This window comes from Rapidithrix thailandica (assembly GCF_039710355.1).
Classification (GTDB): domain Bacteria; phylum Bacteroidota; class Bacteroidia; order Cytophagales; family Flammeovirgaceae; genus Rapidithrix; species Rapidithrix thailandica.
The window spans coordinates 53,687-65,853 of record NZ_JBDKWZ010000022.1 but is presented as its reverse complement, the minus strand read 5'-3'; the positions used below and the strand labels follow the sequence as shown (position 1 = coordinate 65,853).

Sequence of the window (12,167 nt, the reverse complement as noted above, 5' to 3'; positions counted from 1 at the left end):
TCATACGATACGAAAAAATCATGGAAAATAACAAATTACCCTTCGGTTCTGAAAATTACAAATACATGTTAATCGGCCTGGTCATTCTTGGCTTAGGTTTTATCATTATGACCCTCGATAGCGAACCTCACGGCTTTGGTTTTTTGGGCATCACACTGGGCCCCTTGGTTGTGTTATTAGGGTTTGCGGTACAATTTTTTGCTATTTTACAAAAACCCAAAAGTTAATTTCGGACTTTTTCTATTATCCTCAACTACATGAGCACGATTGACGCATTAATCCTTGGCATCATCCAAGGGCTTACTGAGTTTTTGCCTGTCAGCAGCAGCGGGCATATAGAACTGGGCAAAGCTTTATTAGACATTCATATCAAGGAGAACTTATTGGTCTCGATTGTACTACATGCTGCCACCGCTTTGAGTACCATCATTGTATACCGGAAAGATATTCTGGACTTGCTCAAAGATATCTTTACCTTTCAGTGGAATGAATCCACAGCCTTTGCCTTAAAAATTATCATTTCCATGCTACCGGTAGGTATCGCCGGAGTATTTTTTAAAGATCAAATCGAAAGCTTTTTTGAGGGCAGGGTGATGTTAGTGGGTTCTATGTTACTGATCACCGGAGTATTACTATTGTTAACCACCTTTCTGGAAAAAAAGCAAGGAAAGGAGGTTGGTTTTGGCCAGTCACTAATTATTGGGTTGGCGCAGGCAATTGCCATCTTACCGGGTATTTCCCGTTCAGGAGCAACAATTTCCACTTCATTAATGATCGGAGTTTCTCGTGAAAAGGCAGCGCGATTCTCCTTTTTGATGGTGCTCCCCCCCATTATCGGTGCTACTTTATTACAAGTGAAAGATTATATGGAGACTCCGGTTGCAAGCGGGCAAGTCAGCAGCTTTATCCTTGCTATCGGCTTTATTGCAGCCTTTATCACCGGACTTCTTGCATGTACCTTGATGATACGATTGGTAAAACAAGGCAAACTTGCTTATTTTGCCGTTTATTGTTTCATTGTGGGAGTGTCTGCTATTATTGCTTCACTATAAGATACATCCTGAAGCATATTGAAAACAGGGTTGTTGACAGGTAATTTTGAGTATTTTTTAAGGTCTTATGCAATTTAATAATTTATCAAACGAAGAGGGGGCAGTCATCCTACTGAATAAACCTTACGGATGGACGTCTTTTGATGCCGTAAAGAAAGTCCGCAATACTTTGAAAATCAAGAAGGTTGGGCATGCCGGCACTTTGGATCCATTGGCAACAGGATTGCTCGTATTGTGCACACAAAAAAAGACCAAAACTATCAATGAGATTCAATCTTGGGAAAAGGAGTATACCGGTTCTATGATTATCGGTAAAACCACTCCTTCCTTTGATTTGGAAACTGAAGTGGATCAAGAGAAAGATATTTCTCATATCACCGAGGAGGAAATCCGGAGCCATACGGATAAATTCCAAGGTGTCATCGAACAAATACCTCCTAAATTTTCCGCGGTCAAGGTCAATGGAAAACGCGCTTATGACTTAGCCAGAAAAGGAGAAGAATTTAAAATAGAAGCCAAAAAAGTAGAAATTAAATCGTTTGAGATTACCGATATTTCCCTTCCCGAGATTACATTTAAAGTTGTATGCAGCAAAGGCTTTTATGTAAGGAGTTTAGTGAGAGATTTCGGAGAAGCTCTGGGTGTGGGAGCCTATATGTCGGCTTTATGTCGTAGCCGTATCGGAGAATTTCAACTTGAAGAGGCCTGGGAGCTGGAAGATTTCATCCAAGAAGCCAACGCCTTATCTAACTGATTCGCATATGAAGGTCCATAAGCTCAAATCTTTTCGTAACGAAGGAAAATCCATTGTCACCAGTGGAACGTTTGACGGCATTCATATCGGTCATCAAAAAATCCTTTCCCGTTTGAAAGAGATTGCCCGGAAGGAAGGGGGGGAAAGTATAGTACTCACTTTTTGGCCTCACCCACGCCTTGTTTTATTCCCGGAGCAAACGGACCTTAAACTCCTCTCCACCCTAGAGGAAAAAATTGCCCTTTTTGAGCGTTACGGCATCGACCACTTGGTTATTGCAGAATTCTCTCCGGAGTTTGCTCAACTCAGCTCTACTGACTTTATCAAAAAAATCATTATCAATCAATTAAAAACCAAAAAATTAGTCATCGGCTATGACCATCGATTTGGCAAAAACAGGGAAGGGAGCTTTGAGTACCTCCGGCAAAATGCTACTTCTTTTGGGTTTGAAGTAGAAGAAATTCCTCCCCAGGAAGTCAAGGAAGTCACGGTCAGTTCCACCAAAATACGTCAGGCCTTGGCAGAAGGCCAAGTGGATATTGCCAATAAGTATTTGGGGCATGATTACAGTTTGAGTGGAAAAGTGGTGCATGGTGACAAAATCGGCAGGAAACTGGGTTATCCCACGGCCAATCTGGAAATTTCAGAGCGATTTAAATTAATTCCCCGAACCGGGATTTATGCGGTAGAAGTTTTATATCAGGGGGGAACGTACCAGGGCATGCTAAACATTGGCAACCGGCCCACCTTAAAAGAGAACCTCAGCACTACGATTGAAGTAAACCTCTTTGATTTTGATCAAGAGATCTATGGAGAATATCTGACAATCTTATTGAAAAAATATTTGAGAGAGGAGCTTAAATTTAACTCCATGGAAGAGCTACGCGATCAAATTGCCCGCGACAAGGAAGACACACTTACCGTGTTAAATTCTTAAACATGAGCCTTTACAGGTTTACTGAAACCCGTCTGTTATATCAATTTTGTCAAGGTAAGCCTTCAAGCATCTGGTCGTTGTAAAAGGAAGGATATTCTCAATGGAATCCATATTCTGATTGAACCAGATCTCCACATAGAACTTATCCAATGCATAAAGAAAAACCTTTTTATTGGCAAAATTCCTACTGCACAATACGATCCCTTTATCCAATATTTGTTTTAGCTTTTCGTCTTTCGACAGCTCCTTGAATTGAAGTATAGAAAGCATACCAAATTGTATTTACGGTACAATAATTTTCACTTTACTAAGGTATCCAGGATGTGCTAAATTTCAAATTTTTACACATAAAAATTAACAAATCTTTGGAAAGAATAAAATCAATTCTTCTTGTCTTTTATAAAAAAACGATACAGAATTCTTCAATAGGAAAAGGAACCGGCTTTTCTTTTTAAAGTCACAAGAAGTACGGAGCTGTAGGAATACAGCCCCCACCATGTACTATTTAGTTGATTTTATTGCATTTTCCTAATGCAATGGCATTACAACAAGAATGGCTCAACTCTTATAGCCGGCTTAAATGAAGAAGGGGCTTGCATATGCATAGAGGGTATACTACAAAACCTCCAATTGGGAGTATCCCTTCCCAATTGGAGGTTTTGTGTATTGCATTGAAGTTTTACTGAGAACACGAATTTTAGTTTCCTTTTCTTTCGACCATAAACCCTTCGGCTAAGAATTGGTACTGGTCAAAGATGGAGCGAACAGCTCTTTTTAAATAGCGATTGTTGTCAAAATATTTATTCCCAAATACTCCACTTGCATATCCTTGCCAAACGACTTTTTCTCTTTTGCGGTCAAAAAATAAGATCAACAATGTTCCCCGTTTCAAATCGTATTCGATGGGATCATAAGCTTCTTCATCATTTTCCGTTTTCACCCAATATTCGATTTTAGGTTGGTTGTATCCTCTGAATTCAAGATCGTTGAAAAAAATCTTATAGGATACCAGTAGGTTGGGCTTGCTATCGTCCATTCGATAGCCTTGTAGTTTCATCCGGTAGGCAATAGCATCTTCAATGATAGGATTATAAATGCTGGAATCAGGAACGGCACTAATTTGATTGATAAACTTATAAGAGCGATAATTTTTAAACTTTCCTTGGTAACTATAATCCGACTCGACTAAATACTCATTATAATTCATACAACTTGCCAAGGCAAGTGCCAATAGAGCGAAAAGTGAAGTTGACAGTTTCATAATCGATATTAAAATAATATAGTAAAGAATAAACGACCATAGGAGTTAAAAGCGAATACAATACTTTGGTATGCATTGTTATAGGATAATCATTTTTTGGCTGGATATGTTTTAAGTTAACAATATTTTTTTAAGTTTAATAATTCCTTTACTTAAAATTTACTTTCTATACTATACCTAGTATTTGAATAATACAATTTCAATACTCACTATAAAGAGGTATATAACTCACCTCTTACAACAGGCGATCAGTGGCATGGGAAGGGAGGATATTCGGGTACTAACAAGTAGTTTAGTGCAAGGTTTTGCTCTCTGTCTTTTTAACAGTTTTGCATTGTTATGAAGTCAAACTTTCGTCATAACGGGTTACTTTTCCGGTAGGAAACAAAAATCCCCCAACCTCATTGTGAGACAGGGGGATTCGAAAATATAACCGGGTGGGTTGCTTAAGCGGTAAACTGTCCGAGAAGGTCTATGCCGAAGAAGCGGTTCAACACGGTTAAGATAAAAATCATCCCTAAAATGACCGGACAGATATAAGTAATCGCAAAACCAATGTATTTTTCGATAAAGGAGCCTTTGAAATTACTATTTCCCGTTTCAATTTCATTGTACAACTGTTCCTTTTTCCAAATATAAGCTGCAAAAGAAACGATCATCAATCCCCCCAGAGGAAGGAATGTATCATTGGCCAGGTGCCCCAGAAAGCTCATAAAGTCCACGGCTTTTTCAGCGCCAAAATAGGTAATAAACTGGGAGAAGAAATCACTGCCCCCATTGGCCAACAGCGATGGAATTCCCACTAAAAAGATCCCTAAAGCCACTAACCATACCGCGCGATTCCTTCTGATTTGATGCTCATCCACCAAATACGATACGGGAACCTCTAATAAAGAAACGGTAGAGGTGAGAGCGGCAAAGGATAACAATAAGAAGAAAGCCGCCCCGATAATGACCCCCAAATTGGGTCCTAAGGTTTCAAACACTCCTGGCAAGGTCACGAAAATCAACCCGGCTCCCGAAGGGATTTGGTCCATATTTCCATTTAACAAATACGCTACAAAAGGGAACATCATCAATCCGGCAATAAATGCGATTCCAATATCGGCTAAGGTGATCAGTGCTGCAGAAGAAATGATATTGTCATTTTTGGATACATAACTCCCGTACGTGATCAACGCTCCCATTCCTAAAGAGAGAGAGAAAAATGCTTGCCCTAACGCATCGTAAACAACTTCCAGGTTAATTTTAGAGAAATCGGGAATCAAATAGAATTGAAGCCCTTCGGTGGCATGCTCTAAGGTAACGGCATATATCACTAGCATCAGTATCAAAATAATCAAACTGGGCATTAATATTTTTGCAGCTTTTTCAATACCGCTGGCGATGCCTTTGGAAACGATAAAGGCCGTGGCAAACATAAACAAAATAGCATACAAGCCTACTTTAGTAAAATTTGCAGTAAAGGTTCCGAATTCCGAACCGATCTCAAAGCGCCCTTGTACCAATTCCAAAAAATAGCCAAATGCCCAACCGGCTACCACATTGTAATAAGAGAGGATCAAGACGCCACTGAGCACGCCTAACTTTCCTATTATATTCCAGTTTTTATATCCTAAAGATTTGAATGCCCCCACCGGGTTTAATCCGGTTTTTCTACCTATGGCAATTTCTGTAACCATCACGGGGAAACATAAAACAAAACAACAAACAAGGTAGATCAAGACGAAAGCCGCCCCTCCCCCGTCTGCGACTTCAAATGGGAACCCCCATAAGTTACCTAATCCCACGGCCGATCCGGCTGCCGCTGCAATAAATCCAAATTTACTTGAAAAACCTCCTCTGGTTGCCATAGTGTACTCTTCGTTAGTGTATTTTAAGTCATTTTAATTGATTGAACCCTTAAATATAAAGGAGCTTTTGGTTCTTATCAATCTTTCCTTAGTTGAATACGCAAAAAATGGGTAACATTAAAGCAATTTCCGGCTTCTATCTCATAATATTACAAAAAAAGGGCTCATAAATTGAGCCCTTTCATACTGGATATTTTAAATATGCTTATTGCTTTGCAATCTTCTCGATCAAGTCAGCGGCACGGTTAGAATAACCGGCTTCGTTGTCGTACCAGCCAACCACTTTCGCCAAGGTACCGTTTACAGAAGTCAAATCCGCATCGAAAATACAAGAGTGAGGATTACCCACGATGTCAATAGACACGATCGGATCTTCAGTGTATTCCAAAATACCTTTCATAGCACCTTCAGCCGCTTCTTTCATAGCAGCATTGATTTCCTCAACAGTAGCTTCTTTTTTCAATACTACGGTAAGGTCAGTCAAAGAACCATCCGGAATTGGCACGCGCATCGCTTTACCATCCAATTTGCCTGCCAGGTGAGGCAATACCAAGCCTACTGCTTTGGCCGCTCCGGTTGAAGTAGGAACGATAGAATACGCAGCCGCTCTAGCTCTTCTCAAGTCTTTGTGAGGAGCATCTTGGATCCTTTGATCAGAAGTGTAAGCGTGGATAGTAGTAATGTACCCTTTTTCGATACCAAATTTCTCGTCCAATACTTTCGCCATTGGCGCCAAGCAGTTAGTAGTACAAGAAGCGTTTGATACGATATTTTCTTCCCCGGTCAGGTCTTCCTCGTTCACACCTAATACTACGGTTTTCACACCACCTTTGGCAGGAGCAGAGATTACCACTTTCTTCGCTCCGGCAGTCAAGTGTTTTCCAGCACCTTCCGAATCAACAAAACGGCCGGTTGACTCCAACACTACATCTATATTCAAATCACCCCAAGGAAGCTGAGCAGGATCCGTTTGGGCATATATTTTAATGTTTTTTCCGTTTACGATGATAGTATCCCCGTCCACTTCTACGGTTCCGTTAAATTTACCGTGAACAGAATCGTACTTCAATAAGTGTGCAAGGGTTTTAGGGTCAGTAAGGTCATTCAATGCTACCACCTCCACATTTTCCTTCTCCAACAATGCTTTAAACGTAAGCCGACCAATCCGGCCAAATCCGTTAATAGCTACTCTAGTTTTAGACATAGTAATTTCGCTTTAGAGGTTTACCAATAAACTAAATTCGTAAGCAAAAATAACAATAAAATTCAGAATATGGCTATGCGAAATGGGGATTCTGACCGGGGAGAAAACGCAGCGAATTTACGCTGTATAACCTTTTACAAATCAACCGGTTATATAATTATCGAATTTAAAATTAAATTCACTCAAGGGAACTTAAATGTAAGGCTACTGGGTATAAAAGTTGAATTTTAACCGGTTAAATCTCATTTTACTATTAGAAACCAAACACTCTTTGAAAATGAAACAGCTGCAATTCAATTGGCTTACGGAGGGAATCATTGACTATGAATACAAGAAATACATCCTGTTGGCATATTTGCAAGAGGCGAATAAGGAATTGAACATCAAAAAACTATTTCCTATTCTGAAGGATCTGCTCTTTCACTACCAGAACTTATTAAACATTAAAAACCGGAAATCTTTACTCTATGAGCATTTTCCGGAATCATTGAGCCGGGCTGATTTTCAGAAGCTCAAGCTCTCTTATACCAAAATGGTGCAAGACGATGACGTGATGGAGGTTATAGAAGAAATTTTACAATACGCTCTCCCAAGGTTCAAACAACTACTGGAAGAGGGCAGGGAGATTTATGGATACATTGAAGCCCAATTGGAAATTGAGCATATCGGCATTACCCCTTTGTATATGGACGAGGGATATTTGTTTCTTCATGTACAAGAAGACATTTTCACGAAAATCTTTCGTTATCAAATCTCGGTTTACGCTTCTCATCATGAAAAATACCGGGACATTCATATTAACTATCTGGATAGCATCAAAAAATCAGTGGGAAGCCCTTACGAAAAGATCAAACTGCAATTGATCAAAAAATTCAAGGATTTGCCGAACCCGGCAACGTTCCTTGTGTATTCAAAGGTAACCTGCCCCTTCAACGAAACCCTGTTGCCGATAGCATCCAAAAGCCTGGTAAAACATATCTCTGCGATGGTAGCTTAGCAAATTATAACACTCTCATTCGCTTTTCATAGGATTCGAGTAATTTCCAATAGACAATGGGGATCTCGGTAACAGCCTGTGCGGGAATTTTAAAAATATAAGTATCTTCCAGTACATTGATATCAAAATGATTGTCATCGCCAAAGAAGATATTATCCCCTCCCATAAAATCCCCTTTGCTCAGTTCGCCTATGCGTTTTTCATTATACCACATCTCCACTTTCCCCTCCAAAATAATAAATAAAGTCGATTGGCCGTAAAGGCTAAACGTATGCCCCTGGTACAATTTTGAGGGTTTCATGATCTGAGCAACTTTTGTAAGAATCGGGAAAGACACCACCTCCCCAAAAAGCCAGGTAGCTTCCAGAAAAAGGATATTTTCTTCCAGACGGAGCAAATCGCTATACAGGTTATTTCTCTTGACAAACTCATTATAGGTACCGAGCGGGAGTTCTAAAGTCATGACATTACTGGACGCCCAATACGTTTCCAACGCATATTGCCCGACATACCCCGAATAAAACCCAATCAGAGAACCCGCCGGGAAGGTATGGGTGCGTTTTAAAAGAGAATCCGTAAACTCTACGGAACCCGTCAATAATAAATATACATAGTTGTTCTCCTCTCCTTTCTTAAGTAAAATAGACCCGGCATTAAACGACCTCAAAGGATGATTCAGTAAAAAATTCAACTCGTGTTGAGGAGCTGTCGGAAAGTAAAATTGCAAATGCTCTTTGGCTGAATCATAGAGAAACTCCCGGTTGGATGGAATCAGCACATCCACCATTCCAAAAGAAGAGGACGAGCCAATTTCCCTTTGCTGATCGGTGAGCGGCCCGGAGGTATGTGCCAGTACCAGCTTTTCCGAAGGATCTTGTAAATAATCCACCGCATCTCCATGAATCATCCCCCCGCCAACATCCACTTTTTTCAAATCCACTTTTTGCGAATACAATTCTTGAATTTGATTGAAGTCTTCCGGAGAGATACCAGGCTCATCGGGTTTTGTGGCAATCATCTTCTTAAACACCCGCATGGACACCACATCTCCCAAATGGGCATAGGTTTTATACTTTCCTTGCCACTTTGCCCGGAACATAAACACATTGGTTTCCACCGGATGGGGTGAATACTCCGGTTTTACTTCAAAACCATTGATATTGGTCCATTTGCCAAATTCCAGATCGTGAATCTCAAAAAACTTGGAAAAATTCTCTTCCTTAACATTCATCAGGGCACAAAGCTTCTTCGTAACCGAAAGCCGTATCAAGGGAGTGGCAAAATATTTAAATTTATGATCCGTACGCAAGAGAGTAGTTAATCCGGCAAAATGATCATCATGGGCATGTGTATGAAATATCCCCTCGATTTCATTTACACTGATCCCTAAATAATTCAGACTGGCTAAAATATTAGGTCCGGCATCAATCAGGTAGATTTTACCTTGATAAATCAGAATACTTGCCATACAGGGGCGGTTGATGTCCCAGCCATCCCCTTCTCCGGAATGAACCACGGCAAAATATTCTCGCTTGATATGGTGATAACCCAATTGATAAGGTGGCTCGTACGCTTCTCCGGCTGCCAGAGACAAGTCAACTTCTACATTTTCATCTTTATAAGTGATTTGGTATTTGTTAAAACCAACTCTCGTGATGAACACACCGTTTTTCAGTTCTACGGGTTGTTGTTTTACAATGACTGACTGTACCAATTCATCAGGGCGGATAATATTTCCAAAGGCAAACTGCAATTTAATTTGCATCATTCGCTCTGCCTCTTCCTCCGAAATTCCCCCTTCTATGATCTCCTCTTTATTAATCAGCCCGTAATTTCCTCGATAAAAATAGTCGAGTTGAGCGCTCACTTGTTCCTCAGAGCCAATTAACAAAGGTTTTTCACCGGTATTATTGATATGGCCGGGTATCCCCATCCCTTGCAAGTACAGCATATGCAAAATGGGAAACTCGCTCATATTGGAAAAGTTACCGTTTTGAATCAGAATATCCGATAATAATACGGCATTCGGTCCCGTATCATACTCTTCTCCTTGATACTCCCTGGTTTCGATCAGGCCCCGCTTCTTCAGGTGCTTAATTGAATCAGCCGGACACCCACAAAGAATATACAGGTTTGCTTCGGGAATTTGCACCCAATGAACCCCGGATAAGATATTGATTTTGTTAACCTTGTGCATTCCTCAAGTTACGCTTCCAAAAAAATTATTTCATTCCATTAACATAATACATATCTACATCCCCTTTGTTTTTGGCAGATATTTTTCCACGATAACTACAGTAAAAATATTCTTTGACATATTGGTAGGTAATGCCTGAAATATTCACCCTACCTACTTCACTTCCGGACTCCATACGGCTGGCCAGGTTCACCGTATCCCCCCAGATGTCAAACGCAAATTTCTTCTTACCCACTACTCCGGCCACAATCGGCCCTGTGTGCACCCCTACCCGTAATTCAAAAAACATGCGCCCTTCCCTCATTTTCTGCAACTTCCTGTTTTGCATGAATTCTTGCATGGCCAAGCCTGCTTTTACCGCATCTACCGGATTCGTATGGTTGGGAATTGGCACCCCTCCGGCACACATATAGGCATCGCCAATGGTTTTTATTTTTTCCAGATTATGTTTTTCAGCAATTTCGTCAAATGCTAAAAAGCACTCGTCCAGCTCTTTCACAATCTCACTTGGCGATAGTTTTTCAGCTACCGTTGTAAAACCCTTAAAATCCGTAAATAATACACTTACATTATCAAAATGTTTTGGCGTTGCTCTTCCTTTTTCTTTTAATTCTTCTGCAATAGACCGAGGTAAGATATTGAGCAATAACGTATCAGATTTCACCTTTTCCAGCTCCAGCTTTTTATTCTGGTCTTTGATCCGTTCCTTCTGCACTTTAATTTCCCGGGCTTGTTTGAGGATCTCTATATTTTGTAGTTCCAATTGGCGATTTATCCTCCGGGTTCTCCGGTTTACGACAATCAAGACAATCACAGCAATGGCAAAAACCACCAGACAAGCAATGGAGGCAATGATTTGGATTTTGCGGTTTTTGTCCTGCTCTTGTGCCAATGCCAATTCCAATTCCTTATGATTGATGTACTCTAATTGTTGTTCAATTAAATCTTCGTGTTTTTTATTTTCTTCTTCCAAGATTTTCTTTCTCACTTCCAACTCCCTTTTTTGAGATTTCACCGCAAACAATTCATCACGCGTCAGCCTCAATGTATCCATCAATTTAGTGGAGATCACCTCTTCTAATTTTTCGATTTCCTGGATCTCACGAGCCGTTTCCTGACGGACTACCTCCTTCTTCTTGACCATTAAACTGTTCAAATAGTCCGCTCTAGAGGTCATGCCCGTACGGGAATAGCAATCTTCCAGTATTTTGTAAGTGAAGTATTTTTCAGGAAAGGGGACGTTATTTTGTTCTACATGGCTTAAAGCTTTTTCCAAAACGGTAATACTGCGCTTATAATACCGGGTGCGGTGATAATTTCGTCCTAGCTTAAACAATGCATTCACATACTGCCTTTCTGCATTGGCACTCAGATAATTACGAACGGCATCCAGGTAGTAAGGAATTGCCATTTGATACTCGGTAGCATCACTTAACTGATCTCCCAAGCGCAAACTTGCATCTGCGACGCTTCTCCAATCGCTAATTTTTTTTCCTTCGGAAATGATCTTTTCATAGTATTTTTTAGCTGTGCCATAGCGTTTTTCACTCAGGCATTTGTCAACTATCACCCAAGCCATTTCGATCATTTGCCGGGAATCTCCCTTCTTTTCTATGTTTCTGAACTTGCGTTCCAGGTTTGTGAGGTTTGCACCGATAAACCCCATTAGAAGAATGGTAATTGAATAGAGGAATAGTAATTGAAGTGCTCGTTGGTTTTGCATGCAAAAAATATTTGGTCCATTGTACAGTAAAACTAAGCGACCATAAATTTTGCCAAACCTTTTTTCCAAAGGAGTAAACCGAGTAAGAAAAAAAAGAAAAAGATGAGGAAATACTCCTTACAATTATTTAAGATTGCAGTCGCAAAATGAAGCATATTGTATAACCTGAAAATAGCATAAAGATGGAAG

The 12,167-nt window shown here is 40.2% G+C and carries 11 protein-coding genes; 5 read left to right on the top strand and 6 right to left on the bottom strand.

The genetic code is table 11. The features are described 5' to 3' along the window. Positions 1 to 20: 20 nt before the first annotated feature. The 4 genes from AAG747_RS26095 to AAG747_RS26080 all read left to right on the top strand — a co-directional run bounded on the left by AAG747_RS26095 (position 21) and on the right by AAG747_RS26080 (position 2,743). Entirely contained in the window at positions 21 to 227 is a 207-nt protein-coding gene (locus tag AAG747_RS26095) for a DUF3098 domain-containing protein (RefSeq protein WP_346824199.1), read from the top strand. A 30-nt stretch (positions 228 to 257) separates the two neighbouring features. Next, positions 258 to 1,052 (top strand): undecaprenyl-diphosphate phosphatase, encoded by a 795-nt coding sequence (locus tag AAG747_RS26090; RefSeq protein WP_346824198.1) that lies wholly within the window; start codon positions 258 to 260, stop codon positions 1,050 to 1,052. Positions 1,053 to 1,119: 67 nt separating this feature from the next. Then, entirely contained in the window at positions 1,120 to 1,806 is a 687-nt protein-coding gene (truB, locus tag AAG747_RS26085) for a tRNA pseudouridine(55) synthase TruB (RefSeq protein ID WP_346824197.1), read from the top strand. A gap of 7 nt (positions 1,807 to 1,813) precedes the next feature. Further along, on the top strand, positions 1,814 to 2,743 hold the full coding sequence (locus AAG747_RS26080) for a bifunctional riboflavin kinase/FAD synthetase (RefSeq protein ID WP_346824196.1): 930 nt from the start codon (positions 1,814 to 1,816) through the stop codon (positions 2,741 to 2,743). An 18-nt stretch (positions 2,744 to 2,761) separates the two neighbouring features. On the opposite strand, the gene AAG747_RS26075 is transcribed toward AAG747_RS26080, so the two are convergent. The 4 genes from AAG747_RS26075 to gap form a co-directional block, all read right to left on the bottom strand. Further along, a complete protein-coding gene (locus AAG747_RS26075) occupies positions 2,762 to 3,013 on the bottom strand; it encodes a hypothetical protein (protein WP_346824195.1) in 252 nt (83 codons plus the stop codon). A gap of 427 nt (positions 3,014 to 3,440) precedes the next feature. Continuing rightward, positions 3,441 to 4,004, bottom strand: coding sequence for a DUF4136 domain-containing protein (locus AAG747_RS26070; RefSeq protein ID WP_346824194.1), 564 nt, complete (start codon positions 4,002 to 4,004; stop codon positions 3,441 to 3,443). 446 nt (positions 4,005 to 4,450) lie between these two features. Continuing rightward, a complete protein-coding gene (locus tag AAG747_RS26065) occupies positions 4,451 to 5,857 on the bottom strand; it encodes a sodium-dependent transporter (RefSeq protein WP_346824193.1) in 1,407 nt (468 codons plus the stop codon). Between the two features lie 205 nt (positions 5,858 to 6,062). Next, positions 6,063 to 7,061 (bottom strand): type I glyceraldehyde-3-phosphate dehydrogenase, encoded by a 999-nt coding sequence (gap, locus tag AAG747_RS26060; RefSeq protein WP_346824192.1) that lies wholly within the window; start codon positions 7,059 to 7,061, stop codon positions 6,063 to 6,065. Between the two features lie 277 nt (positions 7,062 to 7,338). On the opposite strand from gap, the gene AAG747_RS26055 reads away from it, so the two are divergent. Beyond that, positions 7,339 to 8,058 (top strand): hypothetical protein, encoded by a 720-nt coding sequence (locus tag AAG747_RS26055; protein WP_346824191.1) that lies wholly within the window; start codon positions 7,339 to 7,341, stop codon positions 8,056 to 8,058. A gap of 4 nt (positions 8,059 to 8,062) precedes the next feature. Here AAG747_RS26055 and AAG747_RS26050 read toward each other — a convergent pair whose 3' ends face one another. Next, positions 8,063 to 10,255: an MBL fold metallo-hydrolase gene (locus AAG747_RS26050; protein WP_346824190.1), complete on the bottom strand. Its 2,193-nt coding sequence runs from the start codon at positions 10,253 to 10,255 to the stop codon at positions 8,063 to 8,065. Between the two features lie 25 nt (positions 10,256 to 10,280). Continuing rightward, positions 10,281 to 11,978 carry an adenylate/guanylate cyclase domain-containing protein gene (locus tag AAG747_RS26045; RefSeq protein WP_346824189.1) on the bottom strand — a complete coding sequence of 566 codons (1,698 nt, stop codon included), beginning with the start codon at positions 11,976 to 11,978 and terminating at the stop codon, positions 10,281 to 10,283. Between the last annotated feature and the right edge of the window lie 189 nt (positions 11,979 to 12,167).